The following is a 25,774-nucleotide window of genomic DNA, read 5'->3' on the forward strand; positions in this document are numbered from 1 at the left end:
CTCTCATCGATTGTCTGGATTACTGAATCTCGACTACGAACGGTACCGTAAAGACATTGCGCTGATGTTGGAATTGCCCCCATATCTTATAGGTGCCGCTCTTTGGGAATGAGGTTGCGAATTCTGCCTTAGGGCCGGTCGCGGTTTCATTGACCGGGTGGACATGGAGGTATTGTTCGGCATCCGCGGAAAGGATAACGACATGACCGACAGCTCCCAGATAAGGCTCCAGATTACGAATCCCCTCTTTGGTCCGGGCATCAAGAATATTGAAAGTCAGGGTTACCTCCTCTGCCGGCTTCGTACCGGATAGGGAGAGTTCAACCTCCTTTCCATCGACGATTTTCTCCAGCTTCGCATCGGCTTTGATGTCTGCATGCACCCCTTCTGTCCCCTCCACCTTCACCCATTCACTGCGCGTCACGCTGGATCCGCCTTTAGGAATGAAATCGGCAATGACTTTGTAATCCCCTCCGGTCGGGAAAGAAGTCTCGATCGCAAACTCGTGATTCACGATGATGAGATGCAGCAGCTTTTCACGATTGAGCTCAAACTCCATCACCGGCTTTCCGTCCTGACCCGTGATTTGAATGTCCATTTCCGTACGTTCGTTGGCTTTGGCTGGTCCCGATGCAAATGTAAACGACGCTTGGAGGTTGTTGGCTTCGGCAGGTTGATCGGTACCGTGTCTTCCGTGCCCTCCATGTCCGCTTGAGCTGCCGGTTGGCGTTGCGGCGCTAGTCGCCTGGTGACTGGCACCATGGTCGGCATGACCGGCTTTAGTGGCGTTCCCGCAAGCAGTTAGCAGACTGAGGGCAAGCATACTGCCAACCAACATCCATCTCGTATTCATTAAGAATACCCCCCGTTCCTATCTAATGTTCAAGCGTTCGGGTATTATGGTAACCCGCTGCAGACGGAGCGCGTTCAGTACTACGGATACCGAGCTTAAAGCCATCGCCGCACCTGCAACCCACGGTGCTAAAAAACCAATCGCGGCAATCGGAATCCCGAGCGTGTTGTAGCCCAGTGCCCAGAACAAGTTTTGCTTGATATTGCTCATGGTCTTGCGGCTCATGTAGATCGCATCGGGAATGCTCGACAGGTCTCCGCGCATCAGGGTCACATCCGCCGCTTCCATGGCTACGTCCGTACCCGTGCCGATCGCCATGCCGATATCCGCCGTCGCGAGGGCAGGCGCATCATTGATCCCATCTCCGACCATGGCTACTTTCTTGCCTTGTGCTTGCAGTTTCTTCACTTCTTCCGCTTTCCCTTCCGGAAGCACTTCCGCGCGCACATGGTCGATCCCGACAAGAGCCGCGATGGCCTTGGCAGTCCGTTCGTTATCGCCCGTGATCATGATGACCTCAATGCCCATCGCTTTCAGACGGCTGACAGCAGCTTTCGACGTTTCCTTAATCGTATCCGCCACGGCGACCATTCCGGCGTAGTGATTGTCGATTGCAACCAGCATAACGGTCTTGCCGGCCTCTTCTAGATGTGCCATCGCTTGATACGCATGCTTCGCCTCTACTTCGTACGTTTCCATGAGCTTGCGCGTACCGATTAGCAGCTGTTTGCCTTCGATGGCGGCTTTGATCCCGAAACCCGGAATGGCTTCGAAAGCATCCGTACCCGGAAGCTCGATATTTTTCTCCTGGATCCCCGCAACGATCGCTTCCGCCAGCGGGTGCTCCGAATTTTTCTCAGCCGCGCCGACGAGCCGGAGGAACTCGGTTACATTCCCTTCCGCGTATACGTCCGTTAATTCCGGTTTCCCTTTCGTTACGGTGCCGGTTTTGTCGAGCATGATCGCGTCGATTCGATGCGTCTGTTCGAGATGCTCCCCGCCCTTGAATAAAATGCCGAGCTCTGCCGCGCGTCCCGATCCTGCCATGATGGATGTCGGCGTTGCCAATCCAAGTGCGCACGGGCACGCGATGACGAGGATGGCGATCGCAATCTCCAGCGCCTCGGGTAATTCACCGGGCGTCACGAGGAAATACCATACCAGGAAAGCAATGACCGCGATGCCAACCACGATCGGAACGAAAATGCCGGAGATCACGTCCGCGACCCTTTGAATCGGCGCTTTCGAGCCTTGCGCTTCTTCCACGACTTTGATGATTTGCGCTAGCGCCGTTTCTTTGCCGACTTTCGTTGCTTTGATCCGAAGCATGCCGTTTTTGTTGATCGTAGCGCCGATAACCGCATCTCCGGGCTTCTTCTCAACCGGAAGACTCTCACCCGTGAGCATCGATTCGTCTACCGACGACTCACCCTCGAGCACTTCCCCGTCCACCGCAACTTTATCGCCGGGACGAACGAGCACGATATCGCCTGCGATCACTTCATCGACCGGAATCGTCATCTCTTGACCGGCACGAACGACCAGCGCCGTCTTGGCTTTTAACCCCATTAAGGATTTGATCGCTTCCGATGTCCGGCCCTTCGCGAGGGACTCGAACAGTTTCCCCAGGATGACGAGTGTAATGAGGATCGAGCTCGTTTCATAGTACAAGGACGGACTGTGATGCATGCCGTCTCCCATGGCGAACCAATCGATCGTCACATACAGACTGTAAAGGTACGCGGCAGACGTTCCAAGGGAGACCAGGACGTCCATATTCGCGCTTTTATTGCGAAGGGCCTTATAGGCCCCTACGTAAAACGGTTTGCCGACATAAAATTGCACCGGAGTGGCCAAGAGAAGCTGGATCCATGGGTTCATCAGCAATTCGGGCACGTAGATCCAGGAGGTAAACGAAAAGTGAGCGACCATGCTCCACAAGAGCGGGAGTGAGAGGATTGCCGAGATAAGCAGCTTACGTTTTTGATGGCGTATTTCATTCCCGCGGCGATCAGATCCATCTTCGTTGTCCTTCTTCGCGATCGCTTTATAACCAAGCTGCTTGACTTTGTTTTGCATATCCGCAATCGAGACTTCGCCGGGCGAATATTCCACCCGGGCCGTCTCCATGGCAAAGTTCACGGTGGCATTCGATACGCCGGGCAGCTTATTAAGCCCCTTCTCGATGCGGTTGGCGCAAGCGGCGCAAGTCATCCCTTCCAGCTGAAACTGGGCCACTTCTTTGGCCGTGTCGTACCCGAGCTTCTTAATGGTCGCTTCAAGATTTTCGATGCCGACCTTCGCGGGATCGAACGTGACGCTTGCCTTTTCCAATGCAAAGTTGACATTGGCGGAAGTGACGCCATCCAATTTACCCAGGCCTTTTTCAATTCGGTTGGCGCAAGCGGCGCAAGTCATGCCCGCGATTTGCAATGTCGTTTGCATGGTTTCTAGCGAAGTTGTGGTTTCCACAATCGTTCACTCCTCGTTTTTTGGATGATTTACACCACGTCGTATCCTTGTTCTTCAATCGTTTCTTTGATCCGTTCGAGCGAGATTTGATTATCATCGAAAGCTACCTCCACCGATTCGTTCCGGAGATTCACTTTTCCGACCGCACCGATTTCTTTGAGCGCCCCTTCGATGGAAATTACGCAGTGCTGGCAGCTCATACCTTGAACTTGCAGCGTCGTGTTTCTCATTTATTCTCTTCCCTTCATCCGGAATTGGATTGTCATTCCAGCTCTCGAATGTAGTATACCCCACCACCCTATATTTCTCAAGGCCTTTCCACAAAATATCTCACTTCCCTCTTCTGACGATTGCATGACCTCCCAGATTGAAGGGGACCCCGTTCTTCTTGACGGAAATCGCCCGCCCGCCCGGACCAACTCAATCAATGCCGCCAAACTCGCAATGCCTCCGCCGACGATTGCCACATTGCAGAACCGTTTCATTCTCCATTCCTGTTCGCTATTCCGTCCTTTATCAACTAAGATGAAATTTACCGCGATTCTGTGACAGAATGCCTCGCAAGCGATCCTTCTATCGCATTTTCATCAATCCTTAGAGGAGCAAAATACTCCCCCGCCCTATCTAATAGCGCAAAAAAAAGCAGCTGCTCGCTGCTCGCTCTTCATTTTATGAGTTTATTCATCGTGACCATAAGCTCCGTCAAGACTTCGGTATCTCCGTCCTGGATTCGTTCGACGACGCAGCTGTGAAGGTGATGCTGCAACAATAGCTTACCTACGCCGTTCAAGGCGGACTGGACGGAGGCGATCTGATTCAAAACATCGTCGCAATACGTATCTTTCTCGATTAACCCTTTCAGTCCCCTTACCTGACCTTCGATCCGATTCAACCGGCTAATTAGGTTGTTTTTTACTTTATCCGAATGATGGCTTTTTCGTTCCGCCCCGTCCGTCGAACAACAATTCGAATCATGTTCGTTCATTTGCTCCACCTTTTCCAGCTCCAAGTTCATAAGATTCGCCTCCTCGTTTTATTATTATACTATACCCCCACTCCCTATACAATGACAGGAACGCGCAGTCAAAATTTCATTGCTTGCAAAAAAAAAAAATAGAAGCTGCCAATTAAACTGGCGGCTTCTATTTTATTCGGCCCTGGCTTTGCGAACGTATGTTGGTTACTGCATGTTAATCCACACGCTTTTGACTTCGGTGTAGTTGCGGAGCGCATAATCGCCCATTTCGCGCCCGATGCCGGATTGTTTATAGCCGCCGAACGGAGAAGCGGCGTCGAACACATTGTAGCAGTTCACCCACACCGTGCCGGCGTGAAGCCGGTTGGCTACGTAGTGCGCGTTCTTGAGGTTATCGGTCCACAGGCCGGCGGCAAGTCCGTATTCGCTGTTATTGGCGCGGTCGATCACGTCGTCGATGGATTCAAACGGAATCGCGCAGACGACCGGCCCGAAAATCTCTTCGCGGGCAATCGTCATCGACTCGTCCACGTCGGCAAAGATCGTCGGTTTGACGAAGTAGCCGGCATCGGAGCGGTCCTCCCCGCCGCATACCAGTGCTGCGCCTTCCACCCGCCCTTGGCGGATATAGCCCAGCACTTTTTGCTGCTGCTCCAGCGACACGAGCGGACCCATCTCCGTGTCTGCCTCGATACCGGGACCCTGCTTAATCTTGGCGGCGTAGGACGCCATGTCCGCCACCACGTTGTCATACGTTTTCTTCTGCACGTACACGCGGCTGCCCGCGCAGCATACCTGCCCTTGGTTGAACATCACGCCCGAGAGCGCGCCGGGGATGGCGCGGGAGAGATCCGCGTCCGGCAATATAATGTTCGGCGATTTACCGCCAAGCTCGAGGGTGACGCGTTTGATCTGGTCCGCGGCTTGACGCGCGATGAGTTTGCCGACTTCCGTGGAGCCGGTGAAGGCGATTTTATTCACGTCGGGGTGATTGACGAGCGCCTGCCCCGCCGTCTCGCCGAATCCGGGGACAATGTTCACGACGCCTTCCGGAAAGCCCGCTTCTTGAATGAGCCTTGCCAAATAAAGCGCGGACAGCGGCGTTTGTTCGGCGGGCTTCAATACGACGGTGCAGCCCGCAGCCAGAGCCGGCCCCAGCTTCCAAGCCGCCATTAACAGCGGGAAGTTCCACGGAATGATTTGCCCGACTACGCCGACAGGCTCGTGGCGGGTGTAATTGAAGTACTGACCGGCAACGGGAATCGTTTGTCCGGTAATTTTCGTTGCCCATCCGCCGTAATAGCGGAAATGATCGATCGCCAGCGGAAGATCGGCTGTGCGCGTTTCGCGGATTGGCTTGCCGTTATCGAGCGATTCGAGCTGCGCAAGCTCTTCCCGGTTGGCTTCGATGAGATCGGCGAGTTTAAACAAGAGCCGGCCGCGCTCGGAGGCGCTCATCGTACGCCAAGGACCGCTGTCAAAGGCGCGCCTTGCCGCGGCAACGGCACGGTTGATATCCTCTTCTTTGCCTTCGTGCACCCGCGCAAGCGGCTTTCCCGTTGCCGGGTTGTAGCTTACGAATGTTTTGCCTTCTGCCGAAGGTACGAATTGACCATTGATGAACAGCTGCTGCGGAATCTTGAGTTGATTCTCAATGGCTTGAATCCCTTTCACTTCTTGTGCCATTCGTCTGCATCCCTCCATTTATCATTGATTTCGCTACAATCACAGATATATGGGGGAATGTCCAATTTAATAACTAGACAACCACAGCTCCGGCGGAAATGACATCAAGTTCTTGTCTAGTCTGCTATTCTATAGCCTTTGCCCGTCCAGCTCCAGCCGGAGCCGAAGCGCTTTGTAGTCTACTTCTTGGACCGCGCAGCCCTTCTCCAGCGCCATCGCGGCGGCCGTTGCGGCCGACTGTCCGAGAATCATGAACACCGGCTCCATCCGGATGGAGCCGTAGGCGATATGCGAGGCGGACAAGCACACCGGCACGAGCAGGTTGGTGCACTCCTCCGTTTTGGGCACGATCGCTCGGTAGGACACCGGATAGGGACCGGTAGGACTGATCTCGACGTTCCCCTCGTTCACGCACCGGCCGTCCAGCACGATCCGGCGGCAGTTGTGCGAATCCATCGTATAGGCGGCCAGGCCGACGGAATCTTCTACCTTCACGTAGTGGCGGCAGTGGTGCTCCGTCATCACGATGTCGGAGATCATGCGGCGGCCCTCCCGCACGTATAGTTGATGCGGCCAGCCGTTCGTGTCGACGAATTCGTCGGCCGGCAAGCCCCAGCCGCGAACCTCTCCCCGGATCGGCGCAGGGACGCGGTCGTCATTCGCCAGAAAATACAGCAGCCCAAGATCATAGTTCACATGGTCCTGATAGATCCGTTCCCGTTCCTCGTAGGACGCCTCCGGCCAGCGATGGTTGGCTCCGATATGGTCGGTGCTGAAGCCACCCCGATTGTTCAGATCCGTCTTCCCCCGAGGCATCATGACATTCAGGCCAAGCGTATCCCATACGCCGGTGCGCAAATAGCGGGCCAGCAGCGCGAACCGGTCCGGATCGTAATTCGGCGGCTGCGGGAACGGAATCCGGTTGCCCGGCACGTTCGTCAAGCATATGCGAAAGTTGTAGGCTTGCACGCTGCGGTCCCCTTGCCCCTGATAGCCGGGCTCGGCATCGCTGACGCCGGGCAGCAGGCCGCTGTCCGGCTTCCCTTCGACCCGATACGGATCGACCCAGGCATAGAAGTTGTGCTTGGGATGTCCGAAATGGATGCCGTTCAGCGTCTCCCGGTACACCGAGTTCGCCTCGCGCCCCACGTGATAAGACACACCAGCCATCGCGAGCAGATCGCCTTCATAGGTCGCATCGATAAACATGCCCGCTTGAAACGTATTCCCGTTCTCCATCGTCAGCTCCGCGATGCGACCGTCCCGGCGAGCCACGCTCGCGAGATGCTGCCCGTAATAGACGGGTATTCCCTCGCGCTCGACCCATTCCGCGTAGATTCGCTCGGCCACATGCGGCTCGAACGCCCAGGCCGAGCCATCCGGTTCGCTGCTTCCGTAATGCTGGCCCAGCGCGCGGTAGAATTCGCGGGAGATCCCGCCGATCGCATCCTTATTCCCGATGTCGGTCCGGCCAAGGCCGCTCGCCGTCATGCCGCCCAGGTGGACGCCGAATTCCGCGATCACGACCCGCAGCCCCATCCGGGTTCCCTGGATGCCGGCCGCGATCCCCGCCGGGGTCCCCCCGTAGATGCATAGATCCGCCTCAATCCGTTGCGGGTTCTGGCTGGATGCCGTCTGACGCTGCTTCGAATAGTAGAACAAGGCCTCAAATTTCCCCACCATCATCCCTCTTCCCTAACGAGCGATTGTTTCCGATGCGGCGAACCAGTCGCCGATCACCTGCGTTATTTCCCATCCGCCGTCCGCTCTGCCCAGCAGCGTGACCGAGCAGCCCGGCGTAGCCGATTGAATGGCCGTTCGGCTCCCCGCCGGCGTCAGCAGCCATCCCCCGGCTGCGGCGGCAATCTGGAGCTGGTAAGGCTGCTCGACAATGAACGAATAGGTAAATCCTTTCCTCGCCTGGGGCAGGGTGAGCACGATATCGCCGGACGCATCGCTATTGCCCAGCCTGCAGCCCATCGAATCGAGGCTGACCGATCCCGTGACGCCCACCTTCAGCTGAGGCTGCCAGGCATGCGAGATGACCAGCTCCTCCGTCGTTCCGTCGATGGCGTACAAGCTTGGCGAGCCGCCCCTGGCGCTGCAGTTCACATACGTGATGCCGCGGATTTGCTCGTTTGCGTTTTTCTTGACCGAGAAGCCTCTGACGATGAGGGGCGCCGGACGCTCGTCGATCGATTCGCAAGCGTGATACTCCACATTGCCGATGGCGATTCGCGGGAATTGGGGAACGGTGGTCACGATAAACGAAGACCCGTATCCGTACAGATCGTCCGGCGCGTTGACGGTGTTGCAGTTGACCGCCTTGCAGCGGATATAGGTCGTCTTGATGCTGTCGGGAGAGCTGGATAGGACCGAATAACCGGCATACTGCTCGCTCTCGGCGACGCAGTCGATGAGCCGCACGTCGCCCTTTACCCCGCTTGCCCCATCTCCGCCGTAATTAACCGAATACCCGAACGAATTGCCCTTCGTGCGGCAAGCTTCGAAGGTAATATCCACCCGCTCGCTCTGCGCGGTCAGCTTCTGGACATTCACGAGGAAGCCTCGGCCGACATTCCCTTCCGCGACGCAGTTCACGAAACGGATACGCTTCAGCACATCCAGCCCGGTCGTGTTGTTCGGCTCGATATCGACGCCGCTCTTCGGCGCCGTCCCGGTCGTATTCATGAACCGGCAGCCGTCGACCAGCAGCCCGTCGACGGTGGTGACGGACAGACCTTGGCGCCGGTTATTGTTCGCGCTGCAATCGCGCAGCGTGATCTGTTTGCAGCTGGGCTGCACGGATGAATAGGCGCCGACATAGAAGCCGTCCCCTCCGCTGTCATTGGCATGGATGCGCTCGATCAGCACGTTCTCCGATCCGCTGATATCGAAGATATGCGCCTGCTCGCCGGAGCTGTAGACCGCCTTGTTCATCTGCAGCGTAGCCCCGTTGCCGATAATATGGACGTTTGTCACGTCCAGCAGGCGGATCAGCCGTTCGTACGGCGCTTTCCGGCTCAGCGTATCGATCGCTTGCACCACCGTACCCGGCTCGAATTCGAGGACCGTGTCGCTGCGGACAAACAGCTGTCCCGTCAAGTAGAAGCCGGCGCTTTGCTTCGGAATGAACAGCTTTTTACCGGCCGACGCATCCAGTGCCTTCTGCAGCGCCGCCGTCTCAACCGTCACGCCGTCCCCGCGCGCCCCGAACCATGAAGCGTACAGCGTGTCGCCGTATACCCGTTTGAAGCGGCGGCCGCTCAGCCCGACGACCACCGTGCCCTCATTATCCGCCGATGCCGTATCCGAAGCATCATAGCGGAAGAAGCCTTGCTTCCCCTCGTCCGTAACATAATAAGCGAAGATCGGATTAATGAGCGCGCTCGTCCGAAGCTGGGTTAAGGTCGTCGCGATACAGACCTGGTAATTGCCAAGATCGATGCCGTTTATCGTGTTCGCGGCGGCAGCTTCTTTACCGTACGCCGTCAGCCCTAGCCGCCCCGAGAACATCCCTTCCGCCATCAGCGCCGCCCCGGCCGCTCCGAGCGTGGCCAGCAGCTTCCTGCGGCTGACCAGTACCGGGGCTTTCCCCAGCCCGTCGCGGCTCTGCGCCAGAAGCTCCCCGTCTGCGGCGGACGCCTGCTTCCGCTTCTCTTCCATTCCCAAGTCCCCCATTCGTTAAATAATCGAACGTTCCGCGGGCCGAGCCTGATCCTGCGCGGCGGCCAGCGGACAGGCTATCCCTTGAGTCCCGTTGACGCGATGCCCTGGACAAAATACTTTTGCGCGAAGAAGAAGATCAGCATGACCGGCGCGATCGTGATGACCGAACCGGCCATAATGAGCGTCATCTTGTTGTCGACTTCATTCTTCAGGAACAGCAGGCCGAGCGGCAGCGTGTAGAGCTTCTTATCCTGAAGGTAGATCAAGGGTTCCAGCGTATTGTTCCACGCCGAGATGAATGTGAAGACCGCGAGCGCCGACAATGCCGGCTTGGCTAACGGCATGTAGATCATGTAGAAGATTTTCCAAGGATTCGCGCCGTCCACCCAAGCCGCGTCGTACAGCTCTCTCGGCAGCGACTTGAAATACTGGTGCAGCAGGAAGATCCCGAAGGCGCTGCCCAGGAAGCTGCGCAGCACCAGCGGATAGTAGCTGTCCAGCGCGCCAAGCGATTTCCAGATGAAGTACGTCGGGATCATCGTGATTTGCGATGGAAGCATCATCGTGCCGAGCATCGCCAGGAAGATGAGGTTGCGCCCGCGGAATTGGAAGAATGCCAATCCGTAGGCGACCAGCGCGCAGGATGCCAACGTGCCGACCAAATCCAATATCGTCACGAACACGCTGTTCGCGGTATACCGGACGAAATTAACCTCGATCCACACCTTGGCATAGTTGCTCCATTCCACCGGATCAGGCAGCAGCTTCGGCGGCACCGACAGCTCGGTACCCGATTGCATCAGCGACGTAGAGATCATCCAGAAGAACGGCACCAGCATGATGAGCGCACCGCATCCGAGCACGATGTAGGCGGTCCATTGAACCGGGGATTTACTCATAGTGCACCCATCTCCTCTCCGTCGCCTTTTGAATCAAGGTAATGGCCAGAATAATGAGGAATAATGCCCAAGCCATCGCCGAAGCGCTGCCCATCTTGAAGTTCATGAAGGCGTCGCGGTAGATCAAGATGTTCGGCACCATATTGCGGTCCGCCACGGCGGTGATGTCGCCGAGCATGACGAGGAACACGTCGAACGCATGGAAGGCCGATATCGTCGATAAAATCATGACCATGTAAACCATCGGGGATACGATCGGCACCGTAATTTTGGCGAACAGCGTCCAGCCGGATGCGCCATCGATTTGCGCCGCTTCCAGCATATCCTTCGACAGGTTCTGCATGCCGGCCAAGATGAGCACCATCGAATAGCCCGCGCCCTTCCAGATGTTCACGACCGCGATGGAGCCGATGACGAGCCACCACTTGCTGCTGCTAATCCATTCCACCCGGCTCCAGCCGGCCATCTCCAGCAGCCAGTTGAGGATGCCGTAGTCGTTGTGGTAGATCCAGAGCCAGATCATGCCCCCGGCCACCCAAGGCGTAATGACCGGAAGGAAATAGATCATTCGAAACAGCGCCTTGCCCCGAATCTGCTGATTCAGCAGGTGCGCGAGCACCAAGGCGGCGACTGTCTGAAGCGGGACGAACAGCAGCGCGAAGTAGCTGACGTTGCGCAGCGAGAGCCAGAACACCTTCTGGCTCAGAAACTGCGACCAGTTGCGGATCCCGACCCACAGCGGGGCGTTGAAGAGATCCCATTTGGTAAAGGTCAAATAGAACGAGAAGACAAAGGGAAACAGAAAGAACACCAGGAGCTGCACAAGGAACGGAACGCAGAAGAGGAGGCCCCAGTAGCCTTGCCTATGCATGTTAGCACCTCATTTGCCGAGAAAATCAGTTCATCGCCTATTGATTTTCATCCAGAATCGTCTGCACCTTCGATTGAATTTCCTTCGCGCCATCCGCCGGCGTCCGCTTGCCGTCCATGATGTCGTCCAGAATCGGATTGGCCGCTGCCCGCCACTCGTTCCACGACGGGTTCTCGTCCAGCGTAGCGCCCGCTTCCTCCACGCCCTTCGTGTATGCGAGCTTATTGGCCGGCTTGAACGTCAGGTTGGCGACCGCGTCCATCGCCGTTTTCTTGACGGGCAAGCTCGCTCCGCTCTCGGACAGGAAGCCTTGCGCCTCGTCGCTCAAATAGTATTTGAGGAACGTCCAGGCGGCCTCCTTCGCTTCCGGCTTCGCCTTGGAGTAGACGATCCAGTCGTTCACCACCATCGGCACAAACCGCTTGCCGTTCTCGCCGATCGGCATTTTCACCGTATCCCAATCCAGGTCGGGGCTGCTCTTATTGAGCGACACCTGACTCGAGTACTGCAGGAACACCATCGCCGACTTGCCGTTCTCGAACAGCTTGCCCGTCTTCGCGAGCTCCCGGGTCGGACTGATCTTCAGCTTGTTGATGGTATCCGCCCAGTTCGTCAAGCCTTGAATCGACTTGGCATCCGTGAACATCGCCTTGGTCAGCGTCGGATCGAGCGCGGAGCCGCCGGCTGATTTCATCCAGGGCAGCCAGCCGGAGGTGATGTTGTTGCCCGTCTGAAAGCCGTAAATATCGGGCTTGCCGTCGCCGTCCGTGTCCTTGGTCAGCTTCTTGGCCGTTTCGATCAAATCCGGATACGTCCAATCGTCGGTCGGTACTGGGATGTTGTTTGCTTGAAATAGGGTCTTGTTGTAAGCGAGGGCTACTGGGTTGATGCCGTGAGGGATGCCGTACACCTTGCCGTCCGGTGTTTTGGCCGAGAGGAGCGCACTGACGTAGTCGTCGGTCTTGAGGTCGCGGCTGATGTAGGGTTCGAGATTCTCCGCTACGCCGCGTTGTCCGTAGCCGAGGATGACGGCGTTCTCCTGGAACCACAGATCAGGGGGGTTATTGCCGGCGATTCGGGTGACGATCTTCTTCGTGAAATCCCCCCAAGGCGCTTCGTCGATCTCCAGCTTGATGTTGGGATATTTGGCTTGAAAGCCGTCGATGATCTTCTCGCTGGTAATGTCGTAGCTGCCTGGCAATCCGATCTTCAGCGTCACTTCCTTGGACGGGCTGGCGTCGTTCCCGGGTTCGGCGGCAGGCGCCGTAACGTCTTGCGTGGTGGTTGGCGTAGTGTTTTGCGTGTTGTCTTGCGCCGCGTCTTGCTTGGACCCGCAGGCGGTCATGAGCAGCCCCATGACGAGTGGAATACAGACGGCTTTCATCCGTTTCATATTCATTCCTCCTACATTGAAATAGATCCAGAAAATAGTTCCAGCGCTTGCGGCATCGCGCGCAATCCGCCGGCTTAATAACGAAGTCGCAGCCGCGGCGTCTCCATCGGCTTGCCGGCCGCTAAGGATTCCATGCCGAAGTTAATCATCTGCGAGGTGAGATAGGTTCGTTCCAATGGTACGGGCGAAGCTCCGGTAAGCACCGTCTGTTCGATCAGGCGCGTCAGCGTCTCGAAATGGCGGTATGGCCGCTCCTGGTCACTGTCGCAGCGTGCCGACGCGATATGGCCTTCACGATCGCGTATGGCAAACGTCCACTCGCGCACGAAGCGCTGAAGCTGCAGCACATACCCCTTAAGTCCGTCCGCGTAATCGATGATGAACAGCACCGGCACATCCACATGGTCTCTCGGATGCCCCGGCAATTCCTCGCTCGCCGCTCCCAAGGCGCTGAGCATCAGCTCCTCCGGCACCTCCCCACGGTCCATTGCGGACCAGACCGCTCTTCCTTCCAATGCCTGTACGGAGACGATTCCGGTCTCCCCGCCGTCTCTCTGCTCCGCCAGCGACTGCAGCACCTCCATCCCGTGATAGCCGTACGACTCGATGCCGAGCCAGCTGATGACGAATATCGCGGAAGGAGCGGCCAGCAGGCTGCGATCGATGCGGGGAACATGGGGGACGTGCGGGATCGACGATCCGCCGAGAAACGGCAGTGCCCTGGCGCGAAGTCCCTGATAGATCCAGTCCGCATCGTTGATTCCGCAGGCCAGATGCTTGTCGTTGAAAATCGGGACGCGAAGCTGCAGCCGGTCGAGCGCCCGGAACGTCTCTTCGAAGAAGCGCCGCCTCGGGTACAGCTTCTGGCGCTTCGCGTTCCATGGATAATCCCCATGCTCGCCGATCAGCAGCACGGCGTCCGTATCGGAAGTTATGGCTTCGGCGATGGTTCGTACGACGGGAACGCCGGCGGCGGAGGCTTCCGCCAGGCCGAGATCGTTCGGCGGCATCTGATCCAGATAGAGGGCGCTTACTTCCACCTGAGGCCGATAGCCGAGCTTGCCCAGCAGCCGTCCGATAATGACCTCCGCATGGGCGTTCAGACGATATTCGGTCACGATGGCGGCGACCTTCTTCCTCCTGTGCGAGGCTGCTTCCATCAGGCCCGTTCCTCCCCGGAGCGCATCCAATCGTTCAGCTGGATCAGCCAGGCAGCCGTCGCATCGACAATGGCCTGCAGATACGCCTTGCCCTTGGCCGCATCCGCTGCCGCCGGCGTATCGGTATAGCCGTCTACACCGGTGAGCAGCCCATGCTTCCCGACGAAAGCGCCAGGCGGACCGGCATTGATCCATTGCCGCTGCGGGTGGTCAGGCTGCATCCGGTCCCACTTCATAAGCTCCGGAGCGAGCGCGGCGATGAGCGACGCTTCGAACCCGCCCGCATGCCCGGGTACCATCCCGGTCTCCCCCGCGTTGAGGGCGCCAAGCGAACTGCGCGACAAGCTCCAATAGGATGCCGATGCCGTCCAAATATCGTGCCGGACCGCCAAATCCTGCGCTGTCTGCTGCATGATCGGCTCATTGCCGCCGTGTCCGTTCAGGAACGCGATCCGCCGGAACCCGCCGGCGACAAGGCTGTCTCCAATGTCGGAGAGCATCGACAGATACGTGCTGCTGCTGAAAGACAGCGTCCCGCCGAACGGGAGATGATGCGCCGAGCAGCCGATCGTCAGCGTCGGCGTCAAGAGCAGATCGATGGACGCGGAGGCTTGCTCGCAAGCCCGCACGGCGATATGCTCGCAGATCAGACTGTCCGTATAGACCGGCAGGTGAGGGCCGTGCTGCTCCGTGGCCGCCAGCGGGACGACGGCGATGCAGCCCTCCGAAGCCCGCCGTCTCAGCGCGTCGCGCGTTTCGTGATGATAATAGATCGACGTCATAGCGAGAACCCTCCGTCTACGGGAATCAAGGCGCCTGTAATATAGGAAGCGGCGTCGGACAAGAGGAAGGCGGCAAGCTCGGCGACCTCCTCCGGCGTTCCCGACCTTCCGGCGGGCGTCGCCTGGGCGACCGACGCCCGGAAGGAGACCGGCAGCGCCCGGAGCGCCTCCTCGTCCTTGATGTCGCCGGGAAGCAGCGCGTTGGCGCGTATGCCTTGGCGTGCGTAATCGGCGGCGATGACCCTCGTCAGCTGATTGACTCCCGCTTTGGCGGCACCGTAAGCCAAGCATCTCGGCTTCACCTTATGGCTCAGCACCGAGGAGGTGTTCACGATCGATCCGCCTCCGCTTGCGATCATCAGCTCCAGCGCATATTTGTTGACCAGGAACGTACTGGTCAGCGTCCCGTTCAGCACCCGCTCCCATTCTTCGGCCGATAGCTCGAGTGCAGGCTTCATGATCTGGGTATACGCGTTATGGTATACGCCGTCGAGGCGCCCGAACCGCTGCATAATCTGCTCCAGCATGAGCCGAACCTCGCTCTCGACGCCCGCATTCGCTTGAATATAGAGCAGCCTGTTCCCGTAAGCAGCCTCCATCCCGCCTAGACGGGCGGACGCCTCGCCGGGGTCCAGCAGGTCGTTCACCGCTACGGAGGCGCCCCGCTCCAGGAACAGCTTCACCGCCGCACGTCCCAGCTTGCCGAGCGCGCCGGTTACGAGAATCACTTTTCCTTCTAACGCTGCCATCTCGATCCCTCCAGCGCAGCTACGATTGCTGATAATAATGAATCAGACTCAGCTTGTTGGCCCCTTCTGTCACCAGCTCTTTCATCTGCTTCCAAACGGTCTCGTTCCACCGGGTTGACGGAATGGAGATGCTCATGGCCGCGATGATATTGCCATCGGCGTTATAGATCGGCGCTGCCGTGCAGTGAATGCCCAATATCGCCTCTCCGCGGCTGTAAGCGATCCCTTCCTGCCGAATCACCGCCAGCTGCTCCAGCAAGTTCGGGAGGCTTTCCAGCGTATTCTCGGTCAGCACGCCCAGATGGGATTCGGGGTACATCGCCTTCACTTCTTCGTCGTCCAGTCCGCTGAGCAGCATTTTGCCCATCGCCGTCGAATGCAGCGGCAGCTGCATCCCTAGATGGGAGACGAGCCGAACCGCCTGCGTGCTCTGTTTCTCGGCGATGTACAGAATGTTGCTCCCGCTGCGGATGGACATGTAGACCGCCTCGTTGATTTCATCGACGATGTGCTGGGCGATCTGCGTGAACTCTGCCGTCAAGCTTGTATTTTGGGCGTACTTGGCTCCGATTTCGAATATTTTATAGCCGAGCCGGAATGTTTTGCGGGATTCGTCCTTCTCCAGGTAGCCCCGCGACTCCAAATTTTGCAAAATCTTGAACACGCTGCTGGTCGGCAGCTCCAGTTGCCGGGAGATCTCCATCAAGTTCATCTCTTTCATCTCGGCGAACAGCTCGAAGATATCCAGCACCCGATCCGCCGACTTGACGGTCGGATTCGTTTTTTCCGTTGACATGCAAGCATCCTCTCTTCATTCGAATACTCCGAACCTGGCCGCGGTCGGATTCGAAGGGCGATACGCCGGCGGCCATGCCATTGCGGCTTGACTCCCGCCGGATCCTTCATCCGCGGCCTAGCCCGTCGTGGACTCCGATACGAACGCCGTTGCGTCGATCTCCACCAAAAGATCGAAGTTGAGATCGCAATAGATCGTCGTGCGCGCCGGGAACGGAGGGGTAAAGTACCGCTTGTAGACGTCGTTGAATTCCGCATACAGGCTGCGATCCTTCAAATAAACGTTCACCTTGACGATGTCGTCCATGCCCAGCTTCCGGTCCGTCAGAATGAGCCGGATGTTCTCCATCGTCCTTACCGTCTGCGCTTCCAGATCCGACCCGACGACCCGGCCCGTAACGGGATCAAGCCCGCCCTGGCCCGATACGAACACGAACGGTCCCGCCTGAATCGCCGAGGAGAACGGCAAACTGCCGTTCTCGGGCGTAGCGATCGCCCGCTTCATGATACCGCTCACCTCCCTTCGCCTTGCCACAGTGTCCAGCATCGCCCCGGAATCTCCGTCCGAAAGCACTCGATCGTGCCGGTATCGGCAACGGTCACATAGCATGTACGTCCATCCGGCCCGCCGAACGTAAGATTGGTGCAGTTACGGCCGTGAAGCTCCACCTTGCGAAGGAGCTCGCCATGCGGCGACACGACGGCAACGACGCCTTCGCCATACCGGGTAACGTAGAGGTTGCCTGCTTGATCGCACCGCATCCCGTCCAATCCGAAGTCCGGGAATTGAATCAACAGCCGTTTGCTGCTGATGCCGCCGTGCGCATCCAAGTCGTATGACCATATCCGCCGTTGAACCGTCTCATTGACATACAGCGTGCGATCATCCGCGCTGACTTCAATGCCGTTGGTCGTGCCCATGTTCGCCTCCAGCAGCGCTGCCTGCCCCTCCGGTCCGATTCGCCACAGCCTGCCGTTCCCCCGCTTCCAGTCCGGGTCGCTGGCGAACCAGATCTCGCTGCCGGTCACCGCCAGATCGTTCGGCTGCGTCATCGCCGGCTCTTCGGCGAAGATGCGGATCTCCCGGGTGCGCAGGTCCACTCGGAGCAAGCGGTGATGAACGTAATCGGCAATGATCATCTCGCCTGCCCGGTTGAAGCGGATGGCATTGCCGACTCCGCCGTCCGGCAATTCCAGGAACACCTCGCATTGCCCGTCCGGCGTCATTTTGCCGATCGTATGCCGCCTCTCGCAATTCACGGCGTAGACGTTGCCCTCGCGATCGCACGCAGGTCCTTCGATTCCCGCCGTAAACGCGAAGGGCTTCGTCAGTACCCGGCTTTGGTACAAGGGGGCCGTATCTTCGTTGTGCAGGGTCATCGGATCTCGGCCTTCCGGCTGGACAAGACCCGATGGACCGCCGCCAGCGTCTCGCTCACTTCGCGCTCGCCATGCGCCGCGGAGAGGTACCACAGACCGTTCGGCCGGACGATCACGCCTTCCTGCAGCATGTACTCGGCGAAGCGGATATAGGCCTGCACGTCCCGCAGGTTGAAGGTATCGAAGTCCTCTACCTTGTCGCAATCGATGAACATCATATGGAATACCGGCCCCAGCTGATTCACGACGCCTGGTATCCCGTTCGTTCGAAGCGATTCCCGAATTCCCTCCGCCAGCTCCTCAGTCAAGGCTTCCATCCGTTTCAAAGCATGACTGTCATCCCGGGATAAGATATCGATCACCGCCAGCCCGGCGGCCATCGACAGGCCGTTGCCGTTCAGCGTGCCGAGGTGGGACACCGTGCCGTCTGCAATCAGCCGCATGATCGCCTGACGTCCGGCGACGGCGCTCAGCGGAATCCCGCCGGCAAGCGCTTTGCCGACGGTGACCAGATCCGGCAGGATACCGAACCGTCCGTGCGCGCCGCCAAGCCCGAGACGGAAGCCGGTAATCACTTCATCCCAGATCAGCACGATTCCCTGCTGCTTCGTGAGCTCGCGCATCCGCTCTAGATAGCCCGCTTTCGGTGCGATGCAGCCGGAATTGCACATGACCGGCTCGGTGATGACGGCGGCGATCTCGTGCCCGTTTTCGCGTAGAGCCGCTTCGAGCGCATCCGGGTCGTTCCATGGCAGCAGAATCAGCTCCTCCAGCGCAACCGCGCTCTGACCGCCGGTTCCCGGCGCAATCGTGCTTTCATCCTCCGCAGACGCATTCAAATCCAAGCTAGGGAACGAAGTGAAGATCGTATCGGACCAGCCGTGATAATGACCATAAAAGCGTACGATCTTCGAGCGTCCGGTGTACGCCCTGGCCAGCCGCAAGGCGAGCATGACCGCCTCCGTCCCCGAGCCGCTGAAGGCGACTTGCTCGGCGCAGGGCATGATCTCGGTCAGCCGCTTCGCCAGCTCGATCTCGCCTTCATGCTGAAGGCCGTACGTGCTGCCCTTCCGCAGCGCGGCCTCGAGATCGCCGTTCAAGTCCGGGTGCGCATGTCCCAGAATGAGCGGTCCGTACGCCAGCAAATAATCAATGTAATGATTATTATCGACATCGGTTACGCGAGCGCCGGAAGCGCTCTGCAGGTAGAGCGGAGTCGGCTTCATCGACGCCCGCAAGCTGCTCGCTACCCCTCCCGCCACATACTGCTTGGCTTCAAGCAGCCTGTTCTCCGATCCGCCGGTCACGATCATGCCTCAATCTCCCCTTTCCTTCTTAGGCCCAGCTCCAACGGGGGCGTTCACGCTTGTATTCGCCGGCTCGTCGAAAGGAAACAACGGTCTGGACAACTGTCTGTAGGGCAGCCGGTGCAAGCTTGCGGTGCAGCAGCCTGGCGTATCCGCCTCAATGACCTGCTTCGCATAGGAGCCGAAGGCCGATCTCCAGGCTACGGCGGATTTGACGACGATGATCCGATACGCATCGGGCTCCAGTCCAAGCGAAGCGATATGCCCGATATCCCATGGAGGAACCCGCTCCTCCGTCAGTACCAGCGTGACCTGATTGACCGCAACGACCGCCGTACGTCCCATAAAGGCCGGCGTACCGGTCATATACGGTCCCCGATGCCTGTAAGCCCCGTCGGATAACAAGCGGACCCGGCCTTCGATCGGAACAGGGCTGCCATGCAGCTGATCGCTCTTCCCGCCGACCCGGCACCGCAGTTCCCCGCCCACGCCGGCTTGACACGCGAGCGCGACAGCTTCCAGGTCGCGGATCACCATCAGCGAAGGGACGTTCTGGGCAAGCAGCGCGGGAAGCAGATGCGTGCCGTCCGCCGGAGCCCCGCCTCCCACATTGTCCGAGCCTTCCACCACGATGACCGGCCCGGTGTCCGCCCTGGCCGCTTCCTCGATGGCGGTAACCCCGTCATGTTCGCGGTAGCGGAACTGCTCCCGTCTCGACCAAGCCAGCTGCTTCAGCTCTTCCGCGTATCGCTCGGCGAGCGCCGCATTCCCATCGGTCGTGACAATGAACGACATGCCCGCATGGGGAATATCGCTGTACGGAAACCCGCCGCAGATCGTCACATTTAGCACCCCGGGATCCTTCTCCATCCGGAAGGCCGCATCCATCAGCTCCCGCATGGCGCCTTCCGAGGTGACCATCCGCTGCGGCGCAACGAGCATGCGGGGCCGCGCCATCGCCATCACAGGCCGGATGTCGCCGCGAATACGGCTGACCAGCAGATGCAGCGCTTCGGCGCCTCTCTCGCAGGCATCGATATGCGGATAGGTGTCGTAGCCGACGATCATGTCGCACAGTCGAAGCAGGCCCGAATCCAGATTGGCGTGAAGATCAACGGTCACGGCTATGGGGAGCGTCTCGCGAACCCGCGCCCGAACGGCGCGAAGCAGCGCTTCCTCCATATCGTCATGCTGCTCGGACACCATGGCACCGTGCAAAATGATCATCAGCCCGTCAATATCCGGGGGGACGGAAGCCGCCAACGATTGGATCAGCTGCTCCGCCGCCTCTTGGGACACGATGCCGCTCGGGGTAGCGGAGGCGTACACGCCCGGCAGCAGCTGCACTTGTTCCTCCTGGGACGCATCGATAACGCCGCCCATGGTCGTCTTCGTCCCGGCAAACGCCGTCATGAACGCGTCGCGGCCGGTCGTGCTCGACAAGCGAAACGCATCTGTGTCCGTTCGTCCCGGCGCGAACGTATTGGTCTCGTGATACAGACCAATGACTCCGATGGATATGGAGTCGGGCATACGGAAGATCACCTGCCTATCATCGAAATAGTCATTAATAGGGAAGACTTAGCCGTCGTGCTAGATTCTGGATTGAGTATATCATGGCTACTTAATTTACATCAAGAAATTATTTTTTCATTTAGAAAGAAAATCGACAGTAACAGAGCCGGTACGAGGCATTCAGGGCTAACATCAAACAACGCGCACCGATTGAGTATCGATGCGCGTTAGCGGCTTAGCTTTTTTCGGTTGTCTTCTTGGCTGGGCTGCTGCCGATTTCAGCCCTATGCTTTCGAGACCGCATCGATTATTCGGACAGCAGTCCGAATTCAACGATAAACTGCAAATAGACCTTGGCCGTCAGTTCAAGTTCATGAATCTCGACATATTCGATGTCAGCATGCGCGCTGCTCTGATCTGGCCCGTGGCATAGCGTTGGAATCGCAAGATGTTTGGCGAATATCCCTGCATCCGTAACGAGCTTTTTGCCTGCCATCGGCAGCGGGATCGCTCTGACTTTTCGCGCAGCCTCAACCAACGCAAGGACCGCAGGATGGTTTTTGTCAATCCGATAGCCATCGCGCACCTTCTGAAGCTTGAGCAGGATATCCACCCGATATCGCGATGCGATGTCGTCCAGCAGTACGCGAAGTTCGCGTTCGACGTCGGCGTACTCCGTCTCCGCCGTATCGTCGAACACCGGACAGTTCGGCCGTTTTCGGGTGTTGATTATAGAACTTTCCGCTTTGTACGACGCCGATAAAATACGACGCATTCCCAATGTCTTCAATAGGCTCCAGACGCAGCAGCTCATTCCGCGCTTCCAGTTGTCGGATAATTTCCGACAGCACGCTTATGGGATGCGGGGTGCCCTCGGGTGTGTACAACTGGTGGCTCGGTTCCCCGGTCCGTCTCTCCACGATATCGAACGTGGCGGAACCGAACTGGGCAATGGTGCAATCCCGAGTCGCCCCTTCCATAACAACGGCGGCATCCGCCTGAAGGTTGACGTTCTCGACCAAGGCGTACAAGTCTTCCCCGCGTCCTCCCGGGCTTTCATGCAGGCTGTTGGCAACGATCATCAGCCGGCCTTTCAGCCTGGCTTTGCTGTCCCGTATCGCTCTGATGACCTCGACAATACATGCAAGCGATCCTTTCATATCGTTGGCGCCTCTTCCGTATACGCGGCCGTTCTCGATGCGTGCAGGTCCGTGAGCCAGGGGGATCGTATCCAGATGCCCGGTGAATAGAATCGTTTTACCCAGGAGCTCTCCTTCATACACAGCGACAAGCGTCGGATTGTTCGGGAGGAACTCATAGCGGTCCACCCGGCAGCCGGATTCGGTAAGCAGCTGCGCGTAATAATTAGCCGCCTCTCGCGAATCGCCGGTAGGGCTTGGGATGTTTACGAGCTGCAAGGTATCGGCAACAATTCGTTCGATAGTCACGCATTTCAGGAAAGGCGTCGTCATGGTCAGCTCCCCTCGTGTGCATCAAAAGTCGCCGGCATTCGCCATATGCCCGCCATCGACCAAGAGCGTCGTGCCCGTAATATAGGAAGCTTCGTCGGAGGCCAGGAACAGGAAGGCATTTGCCGCTTCTTCAATGGTCCCAAGCCGCCTCATGGGCGTACGATTCGTCAGGACTAAGGCTATGGCGCTGTTCGCTTTCAGTTCACGGTCGAGCGGCGTATCGATAAATCACGGGGCTACCGCATTCACGCGGATTCCGTACGGCGCCAGCTCCACGGCCATGGATTGCGTAAGCAGCACGACGGCCCCCTTGGACGCATTATAATGGGCTAGCATCGAACTCCCCGCAAGTCCATTTTTGCTGGCCATGTTGACGATCGAGCCTGGGATGCGATTCTCCTTCATGCGCTTGCCGATCAGTTGGCTTAGTCGAAACATGGCATTCAGATTAATGTCCATGATGTTCAACCACCGTTCGTATGGAATGTCCTCAAAGCGCTCCCGTACGGCAATCCCCGCATTATTGATGAGAATATCAACGCCGCCGAACAGATCCCATGCCTGAGAAGCGGCCTCCGCAACCTGCTCCGGACGGCCTAAGTCGCAAACCAATGCGGCACCCGCGGCGCATCCCCGATGCTGCGGTCTGCCTCTTGTTGAAGACGACTTGCCGAATGGGTAAGCTCATCCTGAAGAACATCCACTAAAATGACCGACGCACCTTCGCGAATGAACCGTTCCGCTATCCCGAGACCTATGCCTCTGGCACTTCCTGTAATCAATGCCCGCTTGCCGTGCAGTCTATTCAGAACGACCGCCTCCCTTCGAGGTATATTCGCCACCCCCGCCCGATGATCGGAGGCACGAACCGTGATCGCCGCGGGGATGTCGTACGGGAGCAGGCTGCAGTCCCCATCACCGGGCAGCCGCCGGCTGCGCTCCCCAGTTTGCCCCCGTCAATTCCCGGCCTGCTCACGGGGTGATTTCCGTCCTCGTTCCGTTGCCTTGAACGGCGGGAATGACACGGTTCAGCAGCCTGGCAAGCGCAATCCACCTGTCGAGATGACTGTCGTCGGCCAGCTCGGGGATAAATCCCAAATTCAAGTAGGTTTTGATCGCGGGAATTCGAAAGTCGTCCGTATGCAGCACGGCTCGTGTCCGGCCTTCCCTTGCCATCTGATGCAAGGCTGCGAGGCTCGCGGCGTAACCAAGCTTCTTCCCCGCATGCGCGGGAAGAAGACCGACCATATGCAAATAACCCGTGTCCGCCTTCCATTGCGGCCGATACCAGGCAGAGGCGGTCGCCACCGGCTCGCCATTCTCGAGGGATATGAATCTCACGCGCTCCGGCTTATAAGGATCGTCTGCCGCCATTCCCTTGTCGAACCGGTGTTCTCCTCCGAAGGAGGCCGTAATAATTCGTTCCCACCCGCTATCGTCTCCCGGGCGCAGACGATGTTCGACATACCCTTGAGGCAGTACGAGATCGGGCAGCATGCCGAGATCTTCCCGTATCATAAGCAATTGCGTCTGTTGCTGCTGTTCCATGGCATCATTCGCTCCTTTCAGGACGGTAGATTACAATTTGATGATCTGATCCGCATGCGACTGACTGTTGCGGAAGTCCGGCACATCCATTGCGCGGCCTTCGTTCATGACGGACAATTCCGACAGAATCGCGACGGCTGTCCATTCGCATGCGTCATAGACATCGATGGCCGGTTGACGAAGTCCGTTAATGGCCGCTACGAAGTCCTCCACAATGAAATAATCGCCTCCCCAGTGACCCGCTGCCCGTTGGTCCTCCGTCACGCGCTTGTACCGCTCGGGGAGATATTCGCCATAGTCGCTCAATGGACGCCATTGCGCACGTTCTTCGGGGTCGCCCATACGATCAAGCCAGATCTTGTGCGTATCACCCAGTCCGCGAGGCGCCTCGTAACATCCTTTCGTCCCCTGCAACGTGTAGTAGTTCATATTGTGCGGCCGCTGCGAAATGCAATCCAAGCGCAGTTTAATCAGCTTGCCGCTCGCCATTTGGCAAAGCGTGATCGACGTATCCTCCTGGCGGAATCTGGTGTCCGTGTGCCATCCCGACCCGAAGCACGCTACCGAGCGAATCCGGTCGCCGCCGAACCACTGCATGACAGGCCCCAAGCTGTGCGTCGGATAGAAAGCACCGCGTTTGCCTAACTGCCAGTAGTTGCGCCAGGTCGGCGCGCCGGTTCCGGCACCGGCGCGATTGCCGCGGAACGCCAGGCGGCGAATGTCGTGCAGATATTCGCCTTCGCCGAAGTAGACGTCGCCGAACAGGCCGGACTTCACCATCTGGAGAATTTGCTGGTTCTGCGGAATATAGCAATAGTTCTCGGCCATCATGTACACCTTGCCGGATGCCTCGACGGTCTCCTTCAACCACCAAAGCTCGTCCATGGTGACGCCGGCGGTTACTTCGCTCAGCACGTGCTTGCCCGCTTGAAGCGCCGCGATCGACTGCGGTACATGAAGCTGCATCGGCGTCGATACGACAACCGCGTCGATATCGGAATCGAGCATGTCCTCGAACACCCGGTACGTATTCGGAATGCCATGCCTCGATGCCGCCTGCTTCACGTAATCGCCGTCCAGATCGCACAGCGCGGCGACCTCGACGTCCGCCAGACAACGGAAGCCCTGCAGCGTGCTCAGCCCCCTTGCCCCTACAATGCCGACTCTAATCGTCATGGAGTTGTCCTCCTATCATGGTTCTAGCCTCCTGTACCCTACCGCTTCAGATCGATGCTGAATAAGCGCCGTCCACATACAAGCAAGAACCGGAGACTGCCGTTGACTCATCCGATGCCAGGAACAACACTGCGTATCCGACTTCTCTAACCGATGCCATCCGTCCCAAGGGCTGCTGCCGTTTGATGAGCGGTACCAATTTGTCCAGCCCCCCATGTCTTCGGCGACTTTCCGGTTCATTTCCGTATCCACCCAGCCGGGACAGATGGCATTGCAGCGTATGCCTTGTTCGGAATAGGACACCGCGATTTCTTTCGTTAATCCGATTATGCCGGCTTTGGAAGCCGTATATGCCGTATAACCCGGCTCGGTTAAACCGGCCATTACGGACGACGTGTTAATAATCGAACCCCCTCCTTGCTTAAGCATTTCAGGGATCACCGCCTTGCACATCAGAAACATCGACTTCAGATTGACGGCCATCACACGATCCCACGACTCGTCGGGGTATTCCGTCACGGGGCCTGTCGGCATGATTCCCGCGTTGTTGAAGACAATATCGATCTTGCCATACGCCTCTATCGCGCTTCGAACCGCCCTAGTGATCGTGTACGGCTCCGACACGTCGCCGCACACCGCCGCACACGCCCCGCCCGCTTCCTGGAGACGGGCAACGGCCTGCTCAAGCTTCTCCCGTTGAAGGTCTACCAGCACGAGCTTTGCGCCTTCCTCGATAAACAGCTCCGCTGTGCCCAGACCAATGCCGCTCGCGGCCCCGGTTATAATCACCGATTTCCCTGCAAGTCTCCCTCGATTCGCCAAGTCATCCCCTCCTTATCATGAACCCCTACCCTTATTATTTGACGGCTCCGACAACCAACCCTTTCCGGATATAGCCCTGCAGGAAAACATAAAGCAGGACGGGCGGGACCGATACAAGTACCAAGCCGGATAACAATAACGGAAAATCATCGCCGAAGCGTCCGAGAATCGTAGCCGTTCTTGCACAATTGTTGGAAGAATATGACCTGGCTCAACGCCAACTTGAACAGATTGAGCGCGAGCTTCATC

Annotated in this window: 24 protein-coding genes and 2 pseudogenes; all 26 read right to left on the reverse strand. The window is 58.1% G+C overall.

Translation table 11 applies throughout. The features are described from left to right. Positions 1-19: 19 nt before the first annotated feature. A complete protein-coding gene (locus ACFPB1_RS01435) occupies positions 20-853 on the reverse strand; it encodes a hypothetical protein (protein ID WP_379221093.1) in 834 nt (277 codons plus the stop codon). 18 nt (positions 854-871) lie between these two features. Continuing rightward, positions 872-3,298: a heavy metal translocating P-type ATPase gene (locus ACFPB1_RS01440; RefSeq protein ID WP_379221670.1), complete on the reverse strand. Its 2,427-nt coding sequence runs from the start codon at positions 3,296-3,298 to the stop codon at positions 872-874. A gap of 56 nt (positions 3,299-3,354) precedes the next feature. Then, entirely contained in the window at positions 3,355-3,555 is a 201-nt protein-coding gene (locus ACFPB1_RS01445; RefSeq protein ID WP_379221095.1) for a copper ion binding protein, read from the reverse strand. Between the two features lie 434 nt (positions 3,556-3,989). Beyond that, on the reverse strand, positions 3,990-4,310 hold the full coding sequence (locus ACFPB1_RS01450; protein WP_379221672.1) for a metal-sensitive transcriptional regulator: 321 nt from the start codon (positions 4,308-4,310) through the stop codon (positions 3,990-3,992). 195 nt (positions 4,311-4,505) lie between these two features. After that, on the reverse strand, positions 4,506-5,987 hold the full coding sequence (locus ACFPB1_RS01455) for an aldehyde dehydrogenase family protein (protein WP_379221097.1): 1,482 nt from the start codon (positions 5,985-5,987) through the stop codon (positions 4,506-4,508). Positions 5,988-6,116: 129 nt separating this feature from the next. Then, entirely contained in the window at positions 6,117-7,670 is a 1,554-nt protein-coding gene (locus ACFPB1_RS01460; protein WP_379221099.1) for an FAD-dependent oxidoreductase, read from the reverse strand. 12 nt (positions 7,671-7,682) lie between these two features. Next, entirely contained in the window at positions 7,683-9,653 is a 1,971-nt protein-coding gene (locus tag ACFPB1_RS01465; RefSeq protein WP_379221102.1) for a right-handed parallel beta-helix repeat-containing protein, read from the reverse strand. Positions 9,654-9,730: 77 nt separating this feature from the next. After that, entirely contained in the window at positions 9,731-10,555 is an 825-nt protein-coding gene (locus ACFPB1_RS01470; protein WP_379221104.1) for a carbohydrate ABC transporter permease, read from the reverse strand. Then, positions 10,548-11,426, reverse strand: coding sequence for a carbohydrate ABC transporter permease (locus tag ACFPB1_RS01475; RefSeq protein ID WP_379221107.1), 879 nt, complete (start codon positions 11,424-11,426; stop codon positions 10,548-10,550). Before ACFPB1_RS01475 ends, ACFPB1_RS01470 begins: the two co-directional genes overlap by 8 nt. Before the next feature lie 37 nt (positions 11,427-11,463). Beyond that, positions 11,464-12,819, reverse strand: a complete 1,356-nt coding sequence (locus tag ACFPB1_RS01480; RefSeq protein WP_379221109.1) for an ABC transporter substrate-binding protein — start codon at positions 12,817-12,819, stop codon at positions 11,464-11,466. A 74-nt stretch (positions 12,820-12,893) separates the two neighbouring features. Further along, positions 12,894-13,979: a hypothetical protein gene (locus ACFPB1_RS01485; RefSeq protein WP_379221112.1), complete on the reverse strand. Its 1,086-nt coding sequence runs from the start codon at positions 13,977-13,979 to the stop codon at positions 12,894-12,896. Continuing rightward, the gene (locus ACFPB1_RS01490; protein ID WP_379221114.1) at positions 13,979-14,761 is read right to left on the reverse strand and encodes a creatininase family protein; all 783 of its coding nucleotides are present in this window, start codon (positions 14,759-14,761) and stop codon (positions 13,979-13,981) included. The genes ACFPB1_RS01485 and ACFPB1_RS01490 overlap by 1 nt, the downstream gene beginning before the upstream one ends. Continuing rightward, positions 14,758-15,510, reverse strand: coding sequence for an SDR family NAD(P)-dependent oxidoreductase (locus tag ACFPB1_RS01495; RefSeq protein ID WP_379221116.1), 753 nt, complete (start codon positions 15,508-15,510; stop codon positions 14,758-14,760). Before ACFPB1_RS01495 ends, ACFPB1_RS01490 begins: the two co-directional genes overlap by 4 nt. Before the next feature lie 19 nt (positions 15,511-15,529). Then, positions 15,530-16,306 carry an IclR family transcriptional regulator gene (locus ACFPB1_RS01500; RefSeq protein ID WP_379221119.1) on the reverse strand — a complete coding sequence of 259 codons (777 nt, stop codon included), beginning with the start codon at positions 16,304-16,306 and terminating at the stop codon, positions 15,530-15,532. A 117-nt stretch (positions 16,307-16,423) separates the two neighbouring features. Further along, the gene (locus tag ACFPB1_RS01505; RefSeq protein ID WP_379221121.1) at positions 16,424-16,810 is read right to left on the reverse strand and encodes a RidA family protein; all 387 of its coding nucleotides are present in this window, start codon (positions 16,808-16,810) and stop codon (positions 16,424-16,426) included. Positions 16,811-16,818: 8 nt separating this feature from the next. Next, on the reverse strand, positions 16,819-17,685 hold the full coding sequence (locus tag ACFPB1_RS01510) for an SMP-30/gluconolactonase/LRE family protein (protein WP_379221124.1): 867 nt from the start codon (positions 17,683-17,685) through the stop codon (positions 16,819-16,821). Next, positions 17,682-18,998: an aspartate aminotransferase family protein gene (locus ACFPB1_RS01515; RefSeq protein WP_379221126.1), complete on the reverse strand. Its 1,317-nt coding sequence runs from the start codon at positions 18,996-18,998 to the stop codon at positions 17,682-17,684. Before ACFPB1_RS01515 ends, ACFPB1_RS01510 begins: the two co-directional genes overlap by 4 nt. A 3-nt stretch (positions 18,999-19,001) precedes the next feature. Next, positions 19,002-20,525: a M81 family metallopeptidase gene (locus tag ACFPB1_RS01520; protein WP_379221128.1), complete on the reverse strand. Its 1,524-nt coding sequence runs from the start codon at positions 20,523-20,525 to the stop codon at positions 19,002-19,004. Between the two features lie 289 nt (positions 20,526-20,814). Then, a complete protein-coding gene (locus ACFPB1_RS01525; protein ID WP_379221130.1) occupies positions 20,815-21,120 on the reverse strand; it encodes a M20/M25/M40 family metallo-hydrolase in 306 nt (101 codons plus the stop codon). Continuing rightward, positions 21,071-21,979, reverse strand: coding sequence for a M20 family metallopeptidase (locus ACFPB1_RS01530; RefSeq protein ID WP_379221132.1), 909 nt, complete (start codon positions 21,977-21,979; stop codon positions 21,071-21,073). The genes ACFPB1_RS01525 and ACFPB1_RS01530 overlap by 50 nt, the downstream gene beginning before the upstream one ends. Positions 21,980-22,000: 21 nt before the next feature. After that, a pseudogene (locus ACFPB1_RS01535) lies at positions 22,001-22,591 on the reverse strand (SDR family NAD(P)-dependent oxidoreductase). Further along, positions 22,576-22,821: an SDR family NAD(P)-dependent oxidoreductase gene (locus ACFPB1_RS01540; RefSeq protein WP_379221134.1), complete on the reverse strand. Its 246-nt coding sequence runs from the start codon at positions 22,819-22,821 to the stop codon at positions 22,576-22,578. The pseudogene ACFPB1_RS01535 and the gene ACFPB1_RS01540 overlap by 16 nt, the downstream one beginning before the upstream one ends. 130 nt (positions 22,822-22,951) lie before the next feature. Then, positions 22,952-23,527, reverse strand: a complete 576-nt coding sequence (locus tag ACFPB1_RS01545; RefSeq protein WP_379221137.1) for a GNAT family N-acetyltransferase — start codon at positions 23,525-23,527, stop codon at positions 22,952-22,954. Positions 23,528-23,557: 30 nt separating this feature from the next. Next, positions 23,558-24,703 carry a Gfo/Idh/MocA family protein gene (locus tag ACFPB1_RS01550; RefSeq protein ID WP_379221139.1) on the reverse strand — a complete coding sequence of 382 codons (1,146 nt, stop codon included), beginning with the start codon at positions 24,701-24,703 and terminating at the stop codon, positions 23,558-23,560. 46 nt (positions 24,704-24,749) lie between these two features. Continuing rightward, positions 24,750-24,863 carry an SDR family oxidoreductase gene (locus tag ACFPB1_RS01555; protein ID WP_379221674.1) on the reverse strand — a complete coding sequence of 38 codons (114 nt, stop codon included), beginning with the start codon at positions 24,861-24,863 and terminating at the stop codon, positions 24,750-24,752. Positions 24,864-24,931: 68 nt separating this feature from the next. Next, a pseudogene (locus ACFPB1_RS01560) lies at positions 24,932-25,492 on the reverse strand (SDR family NAD(P)-dependent oxidoreductase); the annotation flags it as partial. Positions 25,493-25,774: the final 282 nt, after the last annotated feature.

It is taken from the genome of Paenibacillus sp. GCM10023250, from assembly GCF_042653205.1.
Classification (GTDB): Bacteria; Bacillota; Bacilli; order Paenibacillales; family Paenibacillaceae; genus Paenibacillus_Z.

What these genes read in the sequence shown, in the direction of transcription:
- ACFPB1_RS01435 (WP_379221093.1), bottom strand. Translation starts at nt 853, where the DNA reads ATGAATACGAGATGGATGTTGGTTGGCAGTATGCTTGCCCTCAGTCTG.
- ACFPB1_RS01440 (WP_379221670.1), bottom strand. Translation starts at nt 3,298, where the DNA reads ATGCAAACGACATTGCAAATCGCGGGCATGACTTGCGCCGCTTGCGCC.
- ACFPB1_RS01445 (WP_379221095.1), bottom strand. Translation starts at nt 3,555, where the DNA reads ATGAGAAACACGACGCTGCAAGTTCAAGGTATGAGCTGCCAGCACTGC.
- ACFPB1_RS01450 (WP_379221672.1), bottom strand. Translation starts at nt 4,310, where the DNA reads ATGAACGAACATGATTCGAATTGTTGTTCGACGGACGGGGCGGAACGA.
- ACFPB1_RS01455 (WP_379221097.1), bottom strand. Translation starts at nt 5,987, where the DNA reads ATGGCACAAGAAGTGAAAGGGATTCAAGCCATTGAGAATCAACTCAAG.
- ACFPB1_RS01460 (WP_379221099.1), bottom strand. Translation starts at nt 7,670, where the DNA reads ATGGTGGGGAAATTTGAGGCCTTGTTCTACTATTCGAAGCAGCGTCAG.
- ACFPB1_RS01465 (WP_379221102.1), bottom strand. Translation starts at nt 9,653, where the DNA reads ATGGAAGAGAAGCGGAAGCAGGCGTCCGCCGCAGACGGGGAGCTTCTG.
- ACFPB1_RS01470 (WP_379221104.1), bottom strand. Translation starts at nt 10,555, where the DNA reads ATGAGTAAATCCCCGGTTCAATGGACCGCCTACATCGTGCTCGGATGC.
- ACFPB1_RS01475 (WP_379221107.1), bottom strand. Translation starts at nt 11,426, where the DNA reads ATGCATAGGCAAGGCTACTGGGGCCTCCTCTTCTGCGTTCCGTTCCTT.
- ACFPB1_RS01480 (WP_379221109.1), bottom strand. Translation starts at nt 12,819, where the DNA reads ATGAAACGGATGAAAGCCGTCTGTATTCCACTCGTCATGGGGCTGCTC.
- ACFPB1_RS01485 (WP_379221112.1), bottom strand. Translation starts at nt 13,979, where the DNA reads ATGGAAGCAGCCTCGCACAGGAGGAAGAAGGTCGCCGCCATCGTGACC.
- ACFPB1_RS01490 (WP_379221114.1), bottom strand. Translation starts at nt 14,761, where the DNA reads ATGACGTCGATCTATTATCATCACGAAACGCGCGACGCGCTGAGACGG.
- ACFPB1_RS01495 (WP_379221116.1), bottom strand. Translation starts at nt 15,510, where the DNA reads ATGGCAGCGTTAGAAGGAAAAGTGATTCTCGTAACCGGCGCGCTCGGC.
- ACFPB1_RS01500 (WP_379221119.1), bottom strand. Translation starts at nt 16,306, where the DNA reads ATGTCAACGGAAAAAACGAATCCGACCGTCAAGTCGGCGGATCGGGTG.
- ACFPB1_RS01505 (WP_379221121.1), bottom strand. Translation starts at nt 16,810, where the DNA reads ATGAAGCGGGCGATCGCTACGCCCGAGAACGGCAGTTTGCCGTTCTCC.
- ACFPB1_RS01510 (WP_379221124.1), bottom strand. Translation starts at nt 17,685, where the DNA reads ATGACCCTGCACAACGAAGATACGGCCCCCTTGTACCAAAGCCGGGTA.
- ACFPB1_RS01515 (WP_379221126.1), bottom strand. Translation starts at nt 18,998, where the DNA reads ATGATCGTGACCGGCGGATCGGAGAACAGGCTGCTTGAAGCCAAGCAG.
- ACFPB1_RS01520 (WP_379221128.1), bottom strand. Translation starts at nt 20,525, where the DNA reads ATGCCCGACTCCATATCCATCGGAGTCATTGGTCTGTATCACGAGACC.
- ACFPB1_RS01530 (WP_379221132.1), bottom strand. Translation starts at nt 21,979, where the DNA reads ATGACGACGCCTTTCCTGAAATGCGTGACTATCGAACGAATTGTTGCC.
- ACFPB1_RS01545 (WP_379221137.1), bottom strand. Translation starts at nt 23,527, where the DNA reads ATGGAACAGCAGCAACAGACGCAATTGCTTATGATACGGGAAGATCTC.
- ACFPB1_RS01550 (WP_379221139.1), bottom strand. Translation starts at nt 24,703, where the DNA reads ATGACGATTAGAGTCGGCATTGTAGGGGCAAGGGGGCTGAGCACGCTG.
- ACFPB1_RS01555 (WP_379221674.1), bottom strand. Translation starts at nt 24,863, where the DNA reads ATGGCATCGGTTAGAGAAGTCGGATACGCAGTGTTGTTCCTGGCATCG.